This is a genomic window from Paenarthrobacter nitroguajacolicus, from assembly GCF_051027655.1.
GTDB lineage: Bacteria > Actinomycetota > Actinomycetes > Actinomycetales > Micrococcaceae > Arthrobacter > Arthrobacter nitroguajacolicus.
This window is the reverse complement of the sequence record NZ_CP073234.1, coordinates 2,774,194-2,794,480: the sequence shown is the minus strand read 5'-3', so window position 1 is coordinate 2,794,480 and position 20,287 is coordinate 2,774,194. Positions and strand designations below refer to the sequence as shown.

Genomic DNA, 20,287 nt, shown 5'->3' with positions numbered 1-20,287 from the left:
TGTTGGCTCCTTTTCTTGTTGTACCGGCTACTGCCGGAAAGGGGGGCAAACCGCGGGTTGCGGCTTGGGTATGTAAGTCGTATTCAGTTGGCTGGTGGTAGCCGGGACGTGTCCTGGTCTACGGCAGAACCACAACCTGGGCGCCGAAGACCAGTCCGGCACCGAAACCGATCTGCAGTGCCAGGCCGCCGCTCAGCTCAGGATTCTCCTGAAGCAAGCGGTGCGTTGCCAAGGGGATGGATGCCGCCGACGTGTTTCCCGCCTGGGCGATGTCGCGGCCGATGACAACAGATTCGGGAAGCTTGAGCTTCTTGACCATCTCGTCGATGATGCGCATGTTGGCCTGGTGGGGAACGAAAGCAGCGAGGTCGCTGGCTTCGATGCCGGCGGCATCCAAAGCCTGCTGGGCTACCTTAGCCATTTCCCAGACTGCCCAGCGGAAAACGGTCTGGCCGTCCTGGCGCAGGGTGGGCCAAACGTCCTGAGTCGCCGAGAGGATGGCGGGGTCGTCGATTTCGTCCGAGTGGCGGGCAGATTCGCCGAGTTTCTTGACGTCTTCCAAGGAGTGGGTCATCCCGATCGCGTCCCACTTGCTGCCATCGGAGCCCCAGACCGAAGGTCCGATGCCAGGGGTGTCGGACGGGCCGACCACCACAGCGCCGGCGCCGTCGCCGAGGAGGAACGAGATGGTCCGTTCGTGGTTGTCGATGACGTCTGAGAGTTTCTCGGCGCCGACCACGAGAACGTACTCGGCAGCGCCGGAACGGACAAGGGCATCAGCCTGGGCCACGCCGTAGCAGTACCCTGCGCAGGCGGCCGAGATGTCGAAGGCCGGTGCCGGCGTCGCGCCCAATCGGTCGGTAAGCGCAGCGGCAGCGGAAGGAGTCGCGTAGGGGTGTGTCACGGTGGACACGATGACGGCACCCAGCTGGGACGGTTCAATTCCTGCCTGCTTGAGTGCCTCACGTGCGGCGCCTTCGGCCATGTCGATCACGCTGACATCCGCGGCTGCACGATGACGGGTGATGATGCCGGTGCGCTGGCGGATCCACTCGTCCGAGGAATCAATCCACTGGCACACGTCGTCATTTGTGACGATGACGTCCGGCCGGTAGGCACCGATGCCCAGGATGCGTGCATTCTCGTTGACAGCAGCCTTGTTGAGTACTGGAGTGCTCATGCCTGCCCCTCCAATTCAGCAAAGAGTGCAAGAGCCGCGGAGAGATCCTCCGGGGTTTTGACAGCAACCGTCTTGACGCCGGGCATCCCGCGCTTGGCGAGCCCTGCGAGCGTGCCGGCAGGGGCAAGTTCGATCACACCGGTGACGCCGCGTTCAACGAGGGTTTCCATGCACTGATCCCAGCGGACCGGGCGTGAGACCTGCGCGATCAGGCTTTCGACGGCGGCAGACCCTTCTGTGACTTCCTTGCCATCGTAGTTCGACAGCAGCGGAACTGCCGGGTTTCGCGGCGACAGGGACGGCTTGAGGGCCTCAAGGGCGCTGACTGCCGGTGCCATGTGGGAAGTATGGAAAGCGCCGGCCACCTTGAGGGGTATGACGCGGGCCTTCGCTGGCGGGTTGTCCGCCAAGGCCTTGAGTTGCTCGAAGGTACCTGCAGCGACTGTTTGTCCCGCGCCGTTGACATTGGCTGGTGTGGCACCCGCGGCAGTAATTGCCGACAGGACCTCGGCCGGGTCTCCGCCCACAACGGCGCTCATGCCCGTGGGGGTCACTGCGGCTGCTGCAGCCATGCTGTTGGCCCGCTCCCGAACGAAGCTCATGGCCTCGGCCTCGGTGAGGACGCCCGCGAGGGCTGAGGCCGTGATTTCGCCCACCGAGTGCCCGGCGAGGATGACGGGAAGGGTGCTGAGTTCGACATCGAACAAGGACTTGGCAGCAACCAGGCCGGCGGCGACGATCAATGGCTGCGCTACGGCAGTGTCCTTGATGGTCTCTTCATCCGAGGTGGTTCCGTGGGCCTTGAGGTCAATGCCTGCGATTTCGCTCAGTACGGCCAATTGGCCTTCGACGGAGGGGAGTTCCAGCCAAGGGGCCAAAAATCCGGGGGTCTGGGAGCCCTGTCCAGGGCAGACGATTGCAAGCACGTATCCAGCTTTCCAAATTGCCACGTGATCCACTGGTGTTTTGGTACACCAAGCTCACTGGGTCAGTTTGTAGGAAGTCTACAACGGTTCAGTTCTGTGAACGTGACGAGTGACGTTCGGCGGCGGCTTTCGGTTGGGCCGAAAGGCGGCCCACCACCAACGCCGTTTGCAGCACAAACGCCTCCCTGGGGAGGAGCGGATCCCAGCCTGTCACATCGCAGACACGCTTCAAACGGTAGCGCACGGTGTTGGCATGGACGAATAGTTCGCGTGCCGTGGCTTCCAGCGAGTGGCCGAGCTCCAAGTACGTGCCCAGGGTCTCCACGAGCCCGTTTGAGGCCGCCAGCAGGGGCCTGTAAATGTTCTTGATCAGTGACCTGCGCGCGGCGTCGTCACCGGAAACGACACGCTCGGGGAGGAGGTCGTCCGCAGCAACAGGCCGTGGCGCGGACGGCCATGCACGGGCTGCGGTCAGCCCTGCGAATGCCGCTTGGGCGGAACTGCTCGCCTCAAGCAACGAGCCTGCTTCCGGGCCGTAAACCACAGCCCCTGGTGCAAAGAGCTCACTGAGCTTGACATAGGCGGTGTCGCGGTCCTGCACCCCGCCAAGGATCAAGATGAGCCGGTCGCCCTGGATTCCCACCAGTGCGTCCTCGGCGAAGCGGCCGGCGGTACGGCGAAGCTCGCTGACATAGCTGGCGCTGGGCTCCGACGGCGAATTTCCCACCATCACGGTGAATCGCTCCTGCGCTTTCCAGCCAAGGGCTGCGATCCTGGACCTTAACGCATCGGTGTTCTCGCCTCGCAAAATGGCGTCAACGATCAACGCTTCCAACCGCGTATCCCAGGACCCGCGGGATTCCGCAGCCCGCGCATAAACATCAGCGGCCGCGAAAGCTACTTCCCGTGAATAGCGCAGTACGGCTTCCCGGAGTGACGGCTGGTCCGATTCCGGGGCGATTACGGGCACCTGGTCCTCGACGACTTCCACCACGATGCGGATCAGCTGCAGGGCCTTTTGCAGGCTGATGGAACGAGTCAGTTCCGTGGGGGCGTTGCCAAAGACGTCTGTGAGGATCCACGACGGCGAACTGGGCCGTTCGTACCACGTCACGAAGGCCGCGATGCCGTTCTGGGCCACCAGGCCCAAGGCCGAGCGTTCATCGGAGCTCAGGCGGCCATACCAGGGCAGCGATTTCTCGAGCTGGCGCATGGTGCTGGTGGACAGCTGGCCCACGTTGGCGCGGAGTTGCCGAAGGGTTTCAGCCTTTTCGGGTGACAATGCCTGGGATGCTGCCTTGCGCTTGGTGGTTGTTTTGCTCGGCTCTGCCATGGAACGAGCATACGGCCCATCACGGGCAAGCTCCATTTGTGAGAAGGCTACAACTCGTGTTGTTGCTGGTCACGTCCTTGGCATGTATGACCTAACCCGTTTAACCCCCGACGGCGGCCCCCACCTTTCGGTGAAAGCCGCCGTCGCGGATATTGCTGTCGCTGCTTTTGCCGCGAATTACCCGACGAACAGTTAGGCGTCGCCGCCTGCTCCGCCGGTGGTGCCGGCGTTCACATCCAGAAGCCGGTACTTTTCGATCGCCTTTTCCAGCGCACCTGCTTCAACTTCTCCCTTGGCGGCGAGGAGTTGGAGGGTTTTGGCGACGATGGAGTGGGTGTCGTTTTTGAAGTAGCGGCGTGCGGCTTGGCGGGTGTCGGAGAAGCCGAAGCCGTCTGCTCCGAGGGAGGCGAAGTCGTTGGGGATGAATTGGCGGATTTGGTCGGGGACGGCTTTCATGTAGTCGGACACGGCGATGACGGGTCCGGTGGTGCCGGCGAGTTGTTCGGTGATGAACGGGGTGCGGGCGGGTTGGCCGGGGTTCAGGAAGGCGTGTTCTTCGGCGGCGAGTCCGTCGCGTCGGAGTTCGTTCCAGGAGGTTACGGAGTAGATGTCGGCGGCGACGTTCCAGTCTTCGGCGAGGATCCGTTGGGCTTCGAGGGCCCAGGGTACGGACACGCCGGAGGCGAGGATGTTCGCGGTGGGCCGGTTCCCGGTGGTGCCGTCGCTTTGGGGAGCGGGGGCGAGGCGGTAGATGCCTTTGAGGAGCCCGTTGATGTCGAGGTTTTCGGGTTCGGCGGGTTGGGTGATGGGTTCGTTGTAGACGGTGAGGTAGTACATCACGTTCTGATCAATACTGTTCTCGCCGTACATTTCTTCGAGGCCGTGGCGGATGATGTGGCCGATTTCGTAGCCGTAGGCGGGGTCGTAGGTTTTCACGGCGGGGTTGGTGGAGGCCAGGATGGGGGAGTGTCCGTCGGCGTGTTGGAGTCCTTCGCCGGTGAGGGTGGTTCGTCCTGCGGTGGCGCCGATGATGAAGCCGCGGGTCATTTGGTCCGCGGCGGCCCAGAAGGAATCGCCGGTGCGTTGGAAGCCGAACATGGAGTAGAACACGTAGATCGGGACCAGGGGTTCGCCGTGGGTGGCGTACGCGGTGCCGGCGGCGGTGAACGCTGCGACGGCGCCGGCTTCGTTGATGCCGGGGTGGATCAGTTGGCCGGCGGGGGATTCTTTGTAGGCCAGGACGAGGTCGCGGTCCACGGAGAGGTAGTTCTGGCCTTTGGGGTTGTAGATTTTCGCGGTCGGGAAGAACGCGTCCATGCCGAAGGTCCGGGATTCGTCGGGGACGACGGGCACGAACCGGGCCCCGAAGTTCTTGTCCCGCATCAGGTCCTTCAACAAACGGACGAAGGCCATGGTGGTGGCGGCTTGTTGTTTCCCGGACCCGCGTTTGGCCACTTCGTAGGATTTGGCGTCCGGGAGGGTCACGGGGGTGTGGGTGCGGCGTCGTTCGGGCACGAACCCGCCGAGTTCGGCGCGGCGTTCCATCAGGTATTTGATTTCCGGGGCGTCCATGCCGGGGTGGTAGTACGGGGGCCGGTAAAGGTCAGCGTCGAGCTGGTCATCGCTGATCGGGATGCGGAGGTGGTCACGGAAGGCTTTGAGGTCGTCCATGGTCAGCTTCTTCATCTGGTGCGTGGCGTTACGGCCTTCGAAGTGCGGGCCCAGGCCGTAGCCCTTGACCGTTTTGGCCAGGATCACGGTGGGTTTGCCCTTGAACTCGGTCGCTGCCTTGTACGCGGCGTAGACCTTGCGGTAGTCGTGGCCGCCGCGTTTGAGGCCCCAGATCTGCTCGTCGTCCAGGTCCGCGACCATGTCCTTGGTCTGCGGGGACTTGCCGAAGAAGTGTTCACGAACGAACCCGCCGGACTCGGCCTTGTAGGTCTGGTAGTCACCATCGGGGGTTTCGTTCATGATCTTCACCAACGCCCCGTCCTTATCGGCTTCCAGGAGGGAGTCCCACTCCCGGCCCCAGACGACCTTGATCACGTTCCAGCCCGCACCGCGGAAGAACGCCTCCAACTCCTGCATGATCTTGCCGTTACCGCGGACCGGTCCGTCCAGGCGCTGGAGGTTGCAGTTGATCACGAAGTTCAGGTTGTCCAGGTTCTCGTTCGCGGCGAGCTGGAGCAGGCCACGGGACTCGGGCTCGTCCATTTCCCCGTCGCCCAGGAACGCCCAGACCTGCTGGTCGGAGGTGTCCTTGATGCCACGGTTCTGCAGGTACCGGTTGGACTGGGCCTGGTAGATCGCGTTCATCGGGCCGATACCCATCGACACGGTCGGGAACTCCCAGAAATCAGGCATCAGGCGCGGGTGCGGGTACGAGGACAGGGCATGACCGGCCTTGGACTTTTCCTGACGGAACCCGTCCAGATCCTCTTCCGTGAGACGGCCTTCCATGAACGCCCGGGCGTACATGCCCGGCGAGGCGTGGCCCTGGAAGAACACCTGATCCCCGCCCGAGGGGTGGTCCTTGCCGCGGAAGAAGTGGTTGAAACCCACCTCGTACAACGTCGCGGCACCGGCATACGTGGAGATATGCCCGCCGACACCAATATCCGAACGCTGCGCACGATGAACCATCACCGCGGCGTTCCACCGCATGTACGCCCGGTACCGGCGCTCGAACTCCTCGTTCCCCGGGAACGCAGCTTCCTGGTCCACCGGGATCGTGTTCACATAATCAGTGGTCGTCACCATCGGCACACCCACCGACCTCGCACCGGCACGTTGCAGCAACGAACGCATAATGTACTGGGCACGCTCGGTACCCTGCTCCGCGATCAACGCATCAAGGGACTCAATCCACTCCGCGGTCTCTTCCGGATCACGATCAGGCAGCTGGGCAGTCAACCCGCTGAGGATGTGTGAGGTCTCTTCTCCTGCAGCCACGTCCAACCTTCCTTTAGGCGCATGCATCGGCGCCTCAAGTCCGGCAGGGTAACTGCCCGTCGTGAACGCGTCGTGTGCGACATCTCTGTTTCAACAGCCCGGTCGGATGCGCCGGGCAGGTCTTGTGAGCGCTTGGCTGCCTGTGGAACTTCTCGGGGCGGTCGCCCTGCAGCCGTAGCGCTCATGGCCACTCTAGCTTTCGCGGCGTCGCGATGCGTAGCCGTGGGCGCCTGGGGGCGTTGTATGTCACACTCCCGCGGCCTCCGTGACGCAAAGCACGCAATCCTCTTGGCGTCGAAACACCGTGTGGAATGCGGAATATGGCCGCTGGCTGGGACAATAGCTTGAAGCACACGCCCAAAGGGTGTTGGCTGTTAGTAATGGAAGTCACTGCAAAAGGAGGAAACGTGAGCGAGGCCGACGCCGCCACATCGGTAAATGTGGCGGAAAGAATGGGTTTCAAAGATGGGGATCTGATTCAGGAACGCGGCTACGACGACGACGTCGATTTCGACTTGCGTGACGACATCGAAGATGTCACAGGCTCCGAGTTGTTGGATGAAGATGATCATGACGTCGTGGATGCTGTTGTTTTCTGGTGGCGGGATGGCGACGGTGACCTTGTTGATGCCCTGATGGATTCGCTCACCAACCTGAAGGAAGGCGGGGTTGTTTGGGTACTGACGCCAAAGTCAGGCCGTGACAACTACGTTTCTCCTGCAGACATCCAGGATGCCGCCCCCACTTCAGGACTACACCTGACTACATCGGCAGGGGTCTCAAAGGACTGGAGCGCCACGCGTTTGGTGCCCAAGAAGAACAAGTGACAGCAGTCCACCAGGCTCCGACCCAGGTGCTCGTTCCTGAAACGGGGCAGCTTGCACCGGATTTTGAACTGCTGAATCAGTACGGCGAGCCTGTCCGTTTGGCGGACTACCGGGGCCGCAATGTTGTCCTCGTGTTCTTTCCCTTTGCTTTCTCCGGCATTTGCACCGGCGAACTCTGTGAGATTCGCGACAACATCGCGGACTTCAAGTATTCGAATGCAACGGTACTGGCGCTGTCCGTCGACAGTAAGTTCGCACAACGGGCCTACGCGGAGCATGAGAACTTTGGCTTCGACCTCTTGGCGGACTTCTGGCCGCATGGGGCCGTGGCACGGGACTACGGCGTCTTCGATGAAGCGAGTGGAATGGCCCTAAGGGGGACGTTCATCATCGACGCTACAGGTGTCATCCGCTATGTCGTTGTCAATCCCCGCGGCCAAGCGAGGGACTTTGCCGAGTATCGCCGGGCGTTGTCGTCTTTGGCGGACCAGCCGTCATGAACCATCCCAGGCCCGGAGTCGGCATGACTGGATTTGCCAGCATGCCATCCGCGCCCGTAGGGCAACTTGACCCCGAAGAGTTGCAGGCGCTCGAAGTTGCCGGGAATCTCCTAAGCGGGAAGCGCTTAGCTGTACTCACCGGAGCCGGGTTGAGCACTGATTCAGGGATTCCTGACTACCGTGGGCCCGGTTCTGCGCCCCGGAACCCCATGACCTACCAGGAGTTCGTGGGAAGTGAGGCAAACCGGCGGCGCTATTGGGCGCGGAACCACATCGGTTGGTCCCACCTCAGGCATGCCGATCCTAATGCCGGCCATAAGGCAGTCGCGGTTCTGGAACGTCGCGGCCTGTTGTCCGGTCTCATTACACAAAATGTTGACAGGCTCCATGAGGACGCCGGAAGCATCAACGTGGTGGACTTGCACGGCCGATTCGACCAGGTGGTTTGCCTCAGCAATGGACACACCTTCACCCGGCGCTTGATCGCAGCAATCCTTGAAGAAATCAATCCTGGTTTCCTGGAGGCGGCACTGGAGTCCGGTGTAGTAGAGATGGCTCCGGACGCTGACGCAACAGTTGAGGACCACGAGCTCATTACCTCGTTCGTGATGGCGGTCTGTCCCATTTGCGGTGGGACGTTGAAGCCGGACTTTGTCTACTTCGGTGAGAACGTCCCCAAGGATAGGGTGGCCCGCGCCTACGAGATGGTGGATAACGCGGACGCCCTCTTGGTGGCGGGATCGTCGCTGACGGTTCAGAGCGGACTGCGGTTCGTGCGCCACGCCGCAAAATCGGGAAAACCAGTGGTCATCATCAACCGGGGAACTACCCGCGGCGACGACTTTGCTCAAGTGAAATTGGAACTGGGAGTCAGCGGCGCATTGGACTACCTTGCGCGCTCCTTGCCGGATCTTCCACAAGCTCCTGCGCCGATTGGTGTTTCGGGCGGTTGATCATGTAGAGTCATTGTTCGTTGGTTGAAGCGCGGAGGAAGTTACGAAGCACGGAAGCCGCGGTTTGGGTCTTTAGCTCAGCTGGTAGAGCGCCACGTTTACACCGTGGATGTCATCGGTTCGATCCCGGTAGGACCCACCAGGAAAACCCCGTCATTCAAGTCGAAAGGCTTGGAGGGCGGGGTTTTTGTTTGCTTCCTTCCAGCTGCCCGCGATCTTGAATGTCAGACCTGCACCCTACGGTTTCTTCCATGGAGCACGTACACATCGTCACAGTTGAGCCAGGCGCCCCGGCGGTCATCATGAGGGGCGGCCGGGAGTGGCGCATGGTGGTGGAACCAGTGCGGTGGTTTGAGCGGGTCGCCTGGTGGGAGCAGTCCCGCCGGATGCCCAGGGGGCAAGGGCGGGTTGATATTGAAGTCTGGCAGGTCCAGGTCCGTCTGGGGAGCAACCCACGGTCCGGCATCGCTACCTGGGAACTGGTGAGGGACGGAACTGGTGGGGGCTGGCGCCTCCGGGGCGAGGAACTCGCTGCTGCTTAGGCTGACGCCGGAAATGGATGAGCTCTCCACCACGACTATTGGGGGATGCCGCGGTGGAGAGCTCGAAGATGAATATACAGAGAACTTTTTGGTTTGGAAAGTACGGTCTCACCGGAGACGCCGCGTTGGGCCCAACTCACCCTGCTGAGGCGCCCCCTATTCCACTATGATGAGTATTGTTCAGCAGAATGAACAGTCTAATTGCGATGTCGAAGGAGAATCATGGCCGATTCCCGCACCTCCCGTTCCGAAGGGCTGGGCGCTTCGTCGCCGGCGCCTGCCGTCACCCGCGCTGCAGCCGTGTTGGAGGTGCTGGCCGAGTCGCCTACGGGCCGACTGACGCTGAGTGATCTCTCGCGTGAACTCGGAATTCCCAAGTCCTCCACGTCCAACCTGCTATTGGCGCTGGAAGAAGCGCGGCTCATTACCCGCCAAGGTGCCGACTTTGCCTTAGGGAGGAAGCTTGTGGAACTGGGAGCTGCATACCTCAGTCGCCTGGACGAGGTGCAGGAGTTCTACAAATACTGCGAGCAAGCGCCTACGCTCTCGGGAGAGACTGTGAGAATTGCGATGCTCGATGGCGACCATGTCATCTATTTGGCACGGTACGAGGGCCATCCAGCGGTCAGGCTGACGTCCAACATCGGCGACAAGATGCCTGTCTCGCTCTGCAGCGTCGGCAAGGCCCTGATTGCACAGCTTCACGACCACGATATCGACGCGATGTTCCCGGATGGCATGGAGTTGCCCACCATGACCGCGAACTCCCTCAAGACTGCGGAGGAGCTCAAGGCCCAGATTTCCACCATCCGCAAGCAGGGGTACGCCTTCGAGGATGAGGAGTCCACGGTAGGCGTAGTCTGCCTGGCCGTGCCGGTCCCTACCCACGGGGCGCATGGCCCAAGCCTTGGCCTGTCGGTGACAGCGCTTAAGGCCACCTACTCGGAGGAGCAGGGCGCCCTCATGGTCAAGGAACTTAAGGAATTGGCGCGTTCCCTGGGTAACCCCATGGGTTAGGTCCCTTCAAACGGTCTAAATAAATCTGATTACAACCTTGGCAGCGCGTTCAACAAGCTGTACGCTGTTCATCATAGTGATCTTGGCGGTGATGCCATCACTATCTCGCTGGGCCAACGGGGGCCCGGGGTGATTTTGAGGGAGTGCTTGTGATAACTCGTGCAAATGAAAAGCTCGCGGCCGAGGCCGTGGACGCTGTAGTCGAGCCGGAACAGCTCCGACGGGCTACGCTGGCCAGCTCTGTCGGCTCCGCACTGGAGTACTACGACTTCTACATTTATGGCTTGGCTTCGGCGCTGATCTTCGGTCCGCTGTTCTTTTCTCCGCTGGGCCCTGACGGCGCGTTGATTGCGTCGTTCGCCACCTACGGCGTTGGCTTTGCTGCCCGTCCGTTTGGCGGTTTGATCTTCGGCTACATCGGGGACAGGTTCGGAAGGAAAATGGTCCTCATCCTCACCATCGCTTTGATGGGAACTGCGAGTTTCGCCATCGGCCTTCTTCCCACCTTCGAACAAGCCGGAATGCTCGGCGCTGTATTGCTGGTCACGCTGCGAATCATCCAGGGGTTGGGGGCCGGAGCCGAGCAAGCCGGCGCTACGACCCTGATTTCAGAAGTGGCTCCGCGCCGTCGTCGTGGGTTCTTCGCTTCATTGCCGTTTGTCGGCATCCAGTTGGGCACGCTCCTCGGTGCCGGCACCTTCGCGCTCATTGCCATGGCGGACAAGGCCGTCCTTCAGGGGTGGCTGTGGCGGGTGCCTTTCCTGGCCAGTTTCATTCTGATCGCCGTGGCCATTTTCATCCGTCTCAAGCTCAAGGAAACGCCCGCGTTTCAGGAGTTGGAGAAGCACAAGAACGTGGTCAAGAACCCCATTGGCGCTCTCTGGAAGCACTCCAAGAAGAACGTGTTGCTCGGCATCGGTCTTCGCATGGGCGAGAACGGCAACTCTTCGATCTACTCCGCGCTTCTGGTGTCCTTCATGAGCATGCCGGCGGGCGTGTTCGCTGGTAACAACTCCATCGGTCCTGTGGGTTTGCTGATCGCGGCCGGTTTCGCCGCGGTCATGGTGGTAACTTTCGGTGCCTTGTCCGACAGGTTCGGCCGTGTTCCTGTGTACCGCTACGGCGCACTCTTCCAGGCGATCATCGCGGTTCCTGCCTTCTACTTGGTCACTTTGGGGAACGTCACGTTGGTATGGGTAGTCATGGCGGTAGGCATTGCAATCGGTGTTCAGTCCATGCTGGGCCCCCAGTGCCCTCTCTTGCCGGAACTGTTCGGATCCCAGTACCGCTTCACCGGCGTCGCCATGAGTCGCGAAATCTCGGCGGTCCTGGCTGGCGGACTTGCACCGCTGCTCGGCGCGCTGATGTTGGCCGCCACCAACCACTCATGGCTGGTCCTGGCCATCTACTCCCTGGTCCTGGCGCTCATCTCTTTCGTGACCACGTTCTTTACCCCTGAGACGGCGGGCAGGGACCTCGTCAGTACCGAAGACGCAAAGTAGGTTCCGCAGAAGCACCTGCACCAGGAACTCCCAAAACAGCGCGGCACCTCCTTCAAGAGGGGGCCGCGCTGTTTTGCGACTGAACACAAAAATGAGTGGCTCAGACTGTGGTGGAAATTCGCGGGTGGCAGTGCAGAATTGGTGCAGCGAAAGAGGAGCGTGTCGATGACGGCAACCAAGGGCCTTGCGTCACCGGAGAGTACCGGGCAGGTCCGGGCAGGGAAGACTACGTTTCGGCCTGAGATCCAAGGCCTGCGTTCCTTGGCTGTACTCATGGTCGTTTCATACCACATTTGGTTCGGCCGGGTTTCCGGTGGAGTGGACGTCTTCCTGCTGATTTCGGCGTTCCTGATGACGTTGCAATTCGTCAGCCGTTACGAGGACGCGCGGCCGGTATCACTGGTGCGGCACTGGCTGCACCTGTTCTGGCGGCTGCTGCCTGCCGTCGTCGTGGTCCTGCTTGGCACTCTCGCGGCCACGTATGTGTTCATTCCCCGCACACGCTGGATCGAAATAGTCAGCCAGGGATGGGCTTCGCTGTTCTACGTCGAAAATTGGCTGCTCCAGCGCCAGGTGGTCAATTACTACGCGGCAGACCACAGCTTGGCGAGTCCGTTTCAGCATTTCTGGTCGCTGTCCATCCAAGGGCAGGTCTTTATTGTCTGGCCGGCCATCTTCGTTGCCACGGCCTGGGTGTGTCGCCGCCTGAATCTGCGGTACCGGGCCGTGCTGCTTGGAGTCTTCGGACTGATCTTCGCAGTATCGCTGGCGTATTCGATCTACTTCACGGCGGCCAATCAGGAATTGGCCTACTTCGATACCTTTGCCCGGTTGTGGGAGTTTGCCTTGGGCACGCTGGTGGCGCTGTTGCTTCCGTATCTTCGGCCCGGGCGGGGACTGCGAAGCGTGCTTGGCTGGGCAGGGGTGGCCGCCATGCTGAGCTGTGGCGCCCTTCTTCAGGTGCAGACCGCGTTTCCTGGGTTTGTGGCTTTATGGCCTACCCTTGCGGCCGTGGCTGTCATTGTCGCGGGGCAATCGGGCAGTCGCTTCGGAGTTGACAGGATCCTTTCGTCCAAGCTGTTGGTGGGTCTGGGATCTACCTCCTATGCGCTCTACTTGTGGCATTGGCCGCTGTTGGTGATTACTTTGGTGTGGATCGGCCAAGACCATGCAGATGCGATCACCGGCACCTTGATCGTGGGTGCGTCGCTGCTGTTGGCGTTCCTCACTACCCGGTTCGTGGAGCAACCATTGCGTGCATGGCGATGGCCGGAGGCCAAGCGCCGGCGTCTGGCGTTGGCTGTATTTGTTTGTCTTGCGGTCGCTGCCGCTCCGATGGTGCAGTTCGGATACCAGCAACAAATGGCGAAGAACATTATCGCTTCGCAGAATGCCGACGATAACCCGGGGGCGCGGGCGTTGCTTCCCGGATATGTCGACCTTGTTAGCGAGGGCGCGCGGACGCTGCCCACCCCTGAGCAGCTGCCGGAAGATTGGGGAAGGCTCGACGGCGCGTGTACCGGAGATCTTCGTCCAACGGATCCGGTGCTGTTTGCAGAGTGCCAGCAGAACGACGTCGGTGCTGACGCCGAGAGGACCGTCTTTGTGGTGGGTCAGTCCCATTCGCTGCAGTGGCTTGGAGCCATCGGCCCCCTGGCCAAGGAGCACCAGTGGCGTGTCCAGGCCATCACGTTCGGGGCCTGCCCGTTCATGACCGAAACGGACGAGGTAGGGGACGAATGCAACGCCTTCAACCGAAACGTCCGGGAACACATCCGTATCCATCAGCCCGATGCTGTCTTCCTTGTGGGGACGGCAGCAGTTACAGACTCGCCGGATGAGGACCTCACTTGGGGTCTTGACGAACTGGTTGGCGAGATCACTGACCAGGGCATTGAGGTCATCGCCATGAGGGACAACCCGCGCTTCTCATTCAGCCCGAGTGAGTGTGCAATGGCGTCCGGCGTAGAGGACCCACGCTGCCGTCCAGCCCAGTCGTCGGTGCTTGCCGAAAGCAATCCCTTGGATCAGTTGGAGGGTACTTTCACGGGGTTGTCCATCCTGGACATGACGGACCTGATCTGCGACGGATCTTCATGCCCGGGCATCGTTGGCAACGTGTATGTCTACCTCGACGACAACCACCTCTCGAGTACCTATGTCAGGACCATGACCGAGACGTTGTCCGAGAGGTGGTTTGACGCCACAGGATGGTAGTTTCCGGCCTAGTAGAAGTGGACCGGATCAACCAGGTGGGGGAGTTCGCCACCGTCCAGGAATGTGCGCAGGTTGCTGCAGAAGCGTTCCGTGATGAGCCGGTTTTCCGCTGTGCTTAATGCCGAGGTGTGCGGTGACACCAGGACTTTGGGATGATTCCACAAAGGGCTGTCCTGCGGAAGTGGCTCCACCGCGAATACGTCGAGGCAGGCGTATGAGACCTGGCCGTTGTTCAGGGCTTCCAGCAAAGCGACCTCATCCACTACGGTGCCGCGGCCGACGTTGACGAATACGGTTCCCGGCTTCATGGCGGAGAAAATGTCCTTGTTGAACAGCTTCTCCGTGTATGGGGTGCCGGGCAGTGTGTTCACCACTGCGTCGGCGTCCGCCAGCAGGCCGGGGAGGCCCTCATTGGTGGTGACCTCGTCGATCCCCTCCACCGGTTCCACAGTGCGCTTCGTTCCACTGACCTTCATCCCCAAGGCCCGGGCGATTCGAGCAGTCTCCATGCCAATCTCGCCGAGGCCCGCGATGACCACTTTGGAGCCGTTGACCAGCTTGGTGGGCGTCCTCAGCTCGGGCCAGTTTTTGGTGGCCTGGTCCTGCGCCATTTCGGCGCTGCGCTTGAACCCGTTGAGGATGCCGAAGGCTGAGAACTCTGCCAGGGGCAGCGCATGGACACCCGCGGATGTCGTCACGCGGAACTTTTGAAGGGTTTCCGTGTCCAAGCCGGATGCCTTGACGGCGCCACCCGCTCCGGCCGCCATGGCGTGGATCCATTGCAGGTGGGGGTTGCTGTCGGCTATACGCGCCAGTCCGGCCGGGCTCTCGTTAGGGAAGCCGTACAGGACCTGGGCCCTGTTAAGCATGGCCCAGTAGCGTTCCTCCTGCTCCGGCGTGCGCTTGAACTCCGGATCGCCGGCGTGATCGGCGGGGAACCTTTCCGGCGGAAGAAGTTCGGGATCGTAAAGAACGGTTACAGAGGGATCTACAGCGCGGATCAGCTCTACGTGCTCTGCTTCGAGCGGCACAGCGATGGCGATGGTAAGTTCGTCAGTCGTCATGGTGTTCATCATACTGAATGGAGGCTAGGATATTGAACAGAAATCTCCTGGATGACCACAAAGAAGTGAGGTGTTACCTACCGTGACCAGCAAACGCGTGGGCTTCGTCGGCCTAGGACTCATGGGAGCGCCCATGGCTTCCAACCTCGCCGGTGCAGGATGGAATGTCACCGCCTGGAACCGCTCAGACACCGTTTTTGAGGACCTCTCCGGCGTCCGCCGCGCAGCCAGCGTCGCAGAGCTGCGCAGCGAAAACACCATCATCTTCATGCTCCCTGACCTGCCCTTCATTGAGGAAGCGGCCACGGAATTGCTCGAGTCATGGCGGAACGATCCACCCGAGCCGGGCACCGCTGTCGTCATCATGAGCAGCGTCTCACCAACCGCAGTCCGGCTGTTCGGCGAGACTGTTCACCAGGCATCCGGGGGCAACGCCGCGGTGGTTGATGCGCCGGTCAGTGGCGGCACCTCCGGGGCACAAAGCGGAAGCCTGGCCATCATGGTGGGCGCGACCGAAAGCCAGTTCGAAGCGCTCGAGCCGCTTCTGGGAACCATGGGGACCACGGTGCGGCGCATGGGTCCTCTTGGATCGGGGTCGCTCGCCAAAGCCTGCAATCAACTCATCGTGGGAACCACGACGGCGGCGCTGGCCGAAGCGGCCGAACTCGCGGAACGCTCCGGCATGGATGTGGTGGCGCTTTACGAGGTCCTCTCGGGAGGGCTGGCCGGAAGTCGGGTGCTGGACAACGTAGGCCCCCGCCTGGCTGCCAAGGACTATGCCCCGACAGGGCCGGCCAAGTTCATGCATAAGGACTTGGGCTTCGTGCTCACCAGCGCTGAAGCGGTTGGCTCCGCCGTCCCCATGGCTTCGGCGGCAATCGATTTATACGACGAACTCAAGCGCCAAGGACTCGGAGACCTGGACCTCGCCGTGGTCCGCCAGGCCATCGCAAACCTGAGCGTGGCAGCAACCGCGGGGTCGAACAGCAACTGACCGGGGCAACTGAAGAAGAACCGGCCCAACCGAAGAAGAAACGACGTACAAACTATGAATGGACTTTTTGATCTGACCGGCCGGGTTGCGTTGGTCACTGGTTCAAGCCGGGGGATCGGTAACGCCCTGGCCAGGGGGCTGGCGGATGCCGGAGCGACCGTGGTGCTCAATGGCATCAATGCCGAACGGCTGGAAGCAGCCCGGCAGGCCATGGCTGCTGACTACCCGGAGGGAAGGGTCCACAGCCTGGCCTTCGACGTCACCGACGCCACGGCCGCCGCTGAAGGAATGGCCTGGGTGGAGGAGAACGTGGGTCCTCTTGACATCCTGGTGAACAATGCCGGAATCCAGCACCGTGTTCCCATGCTGGACCTTGATGTGAAGGACTGGGAGCGTGTGATTACCACCAATCTCACCAGCGCCTTCCTTGTGGGCCGGGAAGCGGCCCGGCACATGATCCCCCGGGGACAGGGGAAGATCATCAATATCTGCTCTGTCCAGACGGACCTGGCCCGTCCCACCATTGCACCCTATGTGGCGGCCAAGGGTGGACTTCGCAACCTGACCCGCGCCATGACTGCAGAGTGGGCTGCCTCCGGCTTGCAGATCAATGGCATAGCGCCCGGGTACATCCACACGGAAATGACCCAGAACCTGGTGGATGATGACGATTTCAATTCGTGGATCCTGGGCCGGACGCCGGCCAACCGGTGGGGGACAGTAGCCGATCTTGCCGGGCCAACTGTGTGGCTCGCCTCGCAGGCATCCAATTTCGTGAACGGCCAGACGATCTTCGTCGACGGCGGAATGACGGTGGTGGTCTGATGGGCATCAATCTCCCGGCCTTCGGGCCGGCCGTAGTCGCCCACGGCAAGGGCGATCTCAGGATTGAAGACATTCCCTTGACGGCACCTGCTCCCGATGAGGCGGTGGTGGAGATCGCCTACGGTGGGATCTGCGGTTCAGACCTGCATTATTGGCTGCATGGTGCAGCGGGGGAGTCCGTACTCAAAGAACCCCTGGTCCTCGGGCACGAAATCGTAGGCGTGGTGGTACAGCAAGCTGTTGATGGTGCCGGCCCCGGGGTTGGCACACGTGTGGCTATCCATCCGGCTACCCCTGCCCCGGGCGACGTCAGGTACCCGGAGGACCGGCCAAATCTGTCCCCGGGCTGTACGTACCTGGGCAGTGCTGCCCGGTACCCGCACACGGACGGCGCGTTCAGCCGCTACGCCAACCTGCCCACGCGAATGCTGCGACCGCTGCCGGAAAACCTGGACCTTCGCACTGCTGCCCTGGTTGAACCTGCCAGTGTTGCCTGGCACGCGGTAGGACGCGCAGGAGACGTCAAGGGAAAGACCACGCTTGTGATCGGCAGCGGCCCTATTGGTGCGCTTGTGGTCGCCGTTCTCAAGCGTGCCGGTGCGGCCAGGATCGTCGCTGTCGACATGCATGACAAGCCCTTGGAAATCGCCCGGGCCGTTGGCGCCGATGACGTCCTTAAGGGTGATGATGCGGATGCCATCGCCGCCGTGGATGCCGATGTCGTTATTGAATCCTCTGGAAGCCATTTCGGGCTGGCCTCGGCTATCAAGGGTGCTACCCGGGGTGGCAAAGTGGTGATGGTGGGGCTCCTGCCGTCGGGACCGCAGCCGGTGTTCATCTCACTGGCCATCACCCGTGAGTTGGAACTGCTTGGCTCGTTCCGCTTCAACAACGAGATCGATGAGGTCATTGATGCCCTGGCTGATGGCTCGCTGTTTGTCGATCCTGTGGTGACACACGAGTTCGACCTCGCCCAAGCCCTGGAAGCCTTTGAGGTGGCGAAGAACTCAGCCGAATCCGGCAAGGTGCTGCTGAACTTCCGGCAGTAGCTGGCTCTTGGCGACAGTCAGTTCTGCGCGATGGGGACGAAGACGCGGGGCTGGTCATTCCAGCTGGGTGCCAACTCCGCGATGGTCTGCCGCATGATCTTGGCGGCGGCATCGCGCGCGACAGAACCGTCGCCGGCGTCGATCGCGTGTGCGACATCCATGTGCCACTGAAGCGCCTGCTTTTGGGGGTGTTCCGGCATGAGCCCATGGACGGTGCGACCGGTGAGGGTTTCAGTGACCTGCCCAATAAGGTTGGCAAACATTTCGTTCCCGGAGCCGGAGAGGACCAGCGCATGGAACCGGATATCGAGGTCAAGGAAGCGGGCCATATCGCCGGCATCACCGGCTTCCTTCATGGCCAGGGAGATGCCCACCAGCTCCTGCCGAAGACTTTTGGGTGCGTTTCCTGCGGCCAGCTCTGCTGCAACAGGCTCGACGGCGGAACGGAGTTCGGCCAGCGACCTCAACTGGGCGCCACGCCCCTCGCCGGCAAGCCGCCAACGGATCACCAGCGGATCGAAGGGATTCCAACGGTGGGCGGGGAGGACCCGGATGCCCACCCGCTTAATGGTCTCCACCAGCCCCAGCGACTGCAGTACACGGACAGCTTCACGGACAACGGAGCGCGACACTTTGAGTTCGTCTTCCAAATGCTCGGCCAGCATGACGTGGCCTGTAGGAAGGGCGCCACCGACAATCCTGGTGCCCAAATGCTCTACGGCGCGGTGGTGGAGGCTGGTTGACATAGAGGTAAGCATAGTGGCGCGGGGACGTCCCGTGCGCAGTCGGATCCGGGTCGGCATCATAGACTGTTTATGACGCGGCGCCGTTCCAAAACGTGGGCGCCGCTTTCCGGCCCACGGTTTTAATACGTATGGTTTATTACAGCCCCTGGTTTTGAATTCGCTTCCTGCGTGCCCCCAGGGGGGTAGGTGGGACTGTTTGCACACGAACGAATTGGAGTTTTGATGTCAGCACACATCGGTGTCACCGGCCTTGCGGTGATGGGCGCCAACCTGGCCCGCAACCTCGCCCGCAACGGCTTCACCGTGGCTCTCCACAACCGCTCCGTGGAAAAGACTGACGCCCTGCTCGAAAAGCACGGCACGGACGGCGACTTCATCCGCACGGAAACCCTGCAGGAACTCGTCGACTCCCTCGAAAAGCCCCGCCGCGTCCTCATCATGGTCAAGGCAGGCGCTCCCGTTGACAACGTGATCGAGCAGCTCGAACCGCTTCTCGAAGCCGGTGACATCATCATCGACGCCGGTAACTCGCACTACGAGGACACCCGCCGCCGTGAAGCCGCGCTGGCTAAGAAGGACCTCCACTTCGTAGGCGTCGGCGTATCCGGTGGCGAAGAGGGCGCACTGAACGGCCCGTCCATCATGCCCGGCGGCTCGCGTGAGTCCTACGACGCCCTCGGCCCGCTGCTGGAGAAGATCTCCGCGAAGGTCGACGGCGAACCGTGCTGCGCTTGGATCGGCACCGATGGCGCCGGCCACTTCGTCAAGATGGTCCACAACGGCATCGAATACGCCGACATGCAGGTCATCGGCGAAGCATTCGACCTCCTTCGCTCCGGCGCCGGCATCGAGCCCGCAGAGCAGTCCAAGATCTTTGCTGAATGGAACAAGGGCGACCTGTCCTCCTTCCTGATCGAAATCTCCGCCGAGGTCCTGGGTCACGTTGACGCCAAGACGGGTAAGCCGTTCGTGGACATCGTCGTGGACGCTGCTGGCCAGAAGGGCACAGGCCGCTGGACGGTCATCTCCGCCCTGGAGCTCGGTTCTCCGATCTCAGGCATCGCCGAATCCGTCTTTGCCCGCGGCCTCTCCTCCCAGGCCGAGCAGCGCAAGCTTGGCCAGGAACTGCTGGCCGGCGAAGAAGCCTCCGTGGAAATCCCCGAGACCTTCGTCGAGGACGTCCGCCAGGCACTGTACGCCTCCAAGCTGGTCTCCTACGCCCAGGGCCTGGACATGTTGACTTCCGCTGCCAAGGAATACGGCTGGGACCTCAAGCTGGACGAGATCGCTTCGCTCTGGCGCGCTGGCTGCATCATCCGGGCAGAACTGCTCAAGGACATCACCAAGGCCTACGCCGCCGAAGAGAAGCCAGCCAACCTGCTGTTCGCGCCGGCCTTCACCAAGGCCATCGCCGAGGCCCTCCCGGCATGGCGCCGCGTGGTAGCCACCGCAGTCCAGCTGGGCATCCCGGTACCGGTGTTCTCCTCCTCGCTGGCCTACTACGACGGCCTGCGCCGCAAGCGCGTTGCCGCTGCCCTGATCCAGGGCCAGCGCGACCTCTTCGGTGCCCACACTTACGGTCGCGTGGACACCGAGGGCACGTTCCACACCCTGTGGGGAGAAGACAAGTCCGAGATTTCGGCAGTCGACACCCACTAGC

The 20,287-nt window shown here is 61.8% G+C and carries 17 protein-coding genes and 1 tRNA gene; 12 read left to right on the top strand and 6 right to left on the bottom strand.

What is annotated here, in order from left to right; genetic code table 11:
• Positions 1–118 precede the first annotated feature (118 nt).
• From KCX59_RS13285 to aceE, 4 genes are all read right to left on the bottom strand, one after another.
• On the bottom strand, positions 119–1,180 hold the full coding sequence (locus KCX59_RS13285) for a beta-ketoacyl-ACP synthase III (protein WP_091468082.1): 1,062 nt from the start codon (positions 1,178–1,180) through the stop codon (positions 119–121).
• Entirely contained in the window at positions 1,177–2,106 is a 930-nt protein-coding gene (locus KCX59_RS13280; RefSeq protein ID WP_178997597.1) for an ACP S-malonyltransferase, read from the bottom strand. Before KCX59_RS13280 ends, KCX59_RS13285 begins: the two co-directional genes overlap by 4 nt.
• 88 nt (positions 2,107–2,194) lie before the next feature.
• Positions 2,195–3,439, bottom strand: coding sequence for a PucR family transcriptional regulator (locus KCX59_RS13275; RefSeq protein ID WP_179017252.1), 1,245 nt, complete (start codon positions 3,437–3,439; stop codon positions 2,195–2,197).
• Positions 3,440–3,631: 192 nt separating this feature from the next.
• A complete protein-coding gene (gene aceE / locus KCX59_RS13270; protein WP_434122452.1) occupies positions 3,632–6,418 on the bottom strand; it encodes a pyruvate dehydrogenase (acetyl-transferring), homodimeric type in 2,787 nt (928 codons plus the stop codon).
• A 380-nt stretch (positions 6,419–6,798) separates the two neighbouring features.
• On the opposite strand from aceE, the gene KCX59_RS13265 reads away from it, so the two are divergent.
• The 8 genes from KCX59_RS13265 (at position 6,799) to KCX59_RS13230 (ending at position 13,949) form a co-directional block, all read left to right on the top strand.
• A complete protein-coding gene (locus tag KCX59_RS13265) occupies positions 6,799–7,218 on the top strand; it encodes a DUF3052 domain-containing protein (protein ID WP_026005795.1) in 420 nt (139 codons plus the stop codon).
• Complete coding sequence (locus KCX59_RS13260) at positions 7,215–7,718, top strand: peroxiredoxin (protein ID WP_179017824.1); 504 nt, start codon at positions 7,215–7,217, stop codon at positions 7,716–7,718. Before KCX59_RS13265 ends, KCX59_RS13260 begins: the two co-directional genes overlap by 4 nt.
• Entirely contained in the window at positions 7,715–8,671 is a 957-nt protein-coding gene (locus KCX59_RS13255) for an NAD-dependent protein deacetylase (RefSeq protein ID WP_179017825.1), read from the top strand. The genes KCX59_RS13260 and KCX59_RS13255 overlap by 4 nt, the downstream gene beginning before the upstream one ends.
• 66 nt (positions 8,672–8,737) lie before the next feature.
• Positions 8,738–8,813, top strand: a tRNA-Val gene (locus KCX59_RS13250).
• A gap of 109 nt (positions 8,814–8,922) precedes the next feature.
• Entirely contained in the window at positions 8,923–9,213 is a 291-nt protein-coding gene (locus tag KCX59_RS13245) for a hypothetical protein (protein WP_091468068.1), read from the top strand.
• A 222-nt stretch (positions 9,214–9,435) separates the two neighbouring features.
• The gene (locus KCX59_RS13240) at positions 9,436–10,230 is read left to right on the top strand and encodes an IclR family transcriptional regulator (RefSeq protein ID WP_091468065.1); all 795 of its coding nucleotides are present in this window, start codon (positions 9,436–9,438) and stop codon (positions 10,228–10,230) included.
• Between the two features lie 143 nt (positions 10,231–10,373).
• Positions 10,374–11,732, top strand: coding sequence for an MFS transporter (locus tag KCX59_RS13235; RefSeq protein ID WP_179017826.1), 1,359 nt, complete (start codon positions 10,374–10,376; stop codon positions 11,730–11,732).
• Positions 11,733–11,897: 165 nt separating this feature from the next.
• Positions 11,898–13,949 (top strand): acyltransferase family protein, encoded by a 2,052-nt coding sequence (locus KCX59_RS13230; RefSeq protein ID WP_179017827.1) that lies wholly within the window; start codon positions 11,898–11,900, stop codon positions 13,947–13,949.
• 8 nt (positions 13,950–13,957) lie between these two features.
• On the opposite strand, the gene KCX59_RS13225 is transcribed toward KCX59_RS13230, so the two are convergent.
• Positions 13,958–15,025, bottom strand: a complete 1,068-nt coding sequence (locus KCX59_RS13225) for a D-2-hydroxyacid dehydrogenase (RefSeq protein WP_179017828.1) — start codon at positions 15,023–15,025, stop codon at positions 13,958–13,960.
• Positions 15,026–15,095: 70 nt separating this feature from the next.
• On the opposite strand from KCX59_RS13225, the gene KCX59_RS13220 reads away from it, so the two are divergent.
• The 3 genes from KCX59_RS13220 to KCX59_RS13210 are packed head-to-tail and all read left to right on the top strand — an operon-like array spanning position 15,096 to position 17,881.
• Entirely contained in the window at positions 15,096–16,007 is a 912-nt protein-coding gene (locus tag KCX59_RS13220) for an NAD(P)-dependent oxidoreductase (RefSeq protein WP_178994875.1), read from the top strand.
• A gap of 54 nt (positions 16,008–16,061) precedes the next feature.
• A complete protein-coding gene (locus tag KCX59_RS13215; protein WP_179017829.1) occupies positions 16,062–16,832 on the top strand; it encodes an SDR family oxidoreductase in 771 nt (256 codons plus the stop codon).
• A complete protein-coding gene (locus tag KCX59_RS13210) occupies positions 16,832–17,881 on the top strand; it encodes an L-idonate 5-dehydrogenase (protein ID WP_179017830.1) in 1,050 nt (349 codons plus the stop codon). Before KCX59_RS13215 ends, KCX59_RS13210 begins: the two co-directional genes overlap by 1 nt.
• 17 nt (positions 17,882–17,898) lie before the next feature.
• On the opposite strand, the gene KCX59_RS13205 is transcribed toward KCX59_RS13210, so the two are convergent.
• Positions 17,899–18,627: a FadR/GntR family transcriptional regulator gene (locus tag KCX59_RS13205; protein ID WP_179017831.1), complete on the bottom strand. Its 729-nt coding sequence runs from the start codon at positions 18,625–18,627 to the stop codon at positions 17,899–17,901.
• Positions 18,628–18,849: 222 nt separating this feature from the next.
• Here KCX59_RS13205 and gndA point away from each other — a divergent pair, with 222 nt between their 5' ends.
• A complete protein-coding gene (gene gndA, locus KCX59_RS13200; RefSeq protein WP_178994868.1) occupies positions 18,850–20,286 on the top strand; it encodes an NADP-dependent phosphogluconate dehydrogenase in 1,437 nt (478 codons plus the stop codon).
• Position 20,287 lies beyond the last annotated feature (1 nt).

What these genes read in the sequence shown, in the direction of transcription:
- KCX59_RS13285 (WP_091468082.1), bottom strand. Translation starts at nt 1,180, where the DNA reads ATGAGCACTCCAGTACTCAACAAGGCTGCTGTCAACGAGAATGCACGC.
- KCX59_RS13240 (WP_091468065.1), top strand. Translation starts at nt 9,436, where the DNA reads ATGGCCGATTCCCGCACCTCCCGTTCCGAAGGGCTGGGCGCTTCGTCG.
- KCX59_RS13210 (WP_179017830.1), top strand. Translation starts at nt 16,832, where the DNA reads ATGGGCATCAATCTCCCGGCCTTCGGGCCGGCCGTAGTCGCCCACGGC.
- aceE (WP_434122452.1), bottom strand. Translation starts at nt 6,418, where the DNA reads ATGCATGCGCCTAAAGGAAGGTTGGACGTGGCTGCAGGAGAAGAGACC.
- KCX59_RS13275 (WP_179017252.1), bottom strand. Translation starts at nt 3,439, where the DNA reads ATGGCAGAGCCGAGCAAAACAACCACCAAGCGCAAGGCAGCATCCCAG.
- KCX59_RS13225 (WP_179017828.1), bottom strand. Translation starts at nt 15,025, where the DNA reads ATGATGAACACCATGACGACTGACGAACTTACCATCGCCATCGCTGTG.
- gndA (WP_178994868.1), top strand. Translation starts at nt 18,850, where the DNA reads ATGTCAGCACACATCGGTGTCACCGGCCTTGCGGTGATGGGCGCCAAC.
- KCX59_RS13255 (WP_179017825.1), top strand. Translation starts at nt 7,715, where the DNA reads ATGAACCATCCCAGGCCCGGAGTCGGCATGACTGGATTTGCCAGCATG.
- KCX59_RS13230 (WP_179017827.1), top strand. Translation starts at nt 11,898, where the DNA reads ATGACGGCAACCAAGGGCCTTGCGTCACCGGAGAGTACCGGGCAGGTC.
- KCX59_RS13215 (WP_179017829.1), top strand. Translation starts at nt 16,062, where the DNA reads ATGAATGGACTTTTTGATCTGACCGGCCGGGTTGCGTTGGTCACTGGT.
- KCX59_RS13245 (WP_091468068.1), top strand. Translation starts at nt 8,923, where the DNA reads ATGGAGCACGTACACATCGTCACAGTTGAGCCAGGCGCCCCGGCGGTC.
- KCX59_RS13205 (WP_179017831.1), bottom strand. Translation starts at nt 18,627, where the DNA reads ATGTCAACCAGCCTCCACCACCGCGCCGTAGAGCATTTGGGCACCAGG.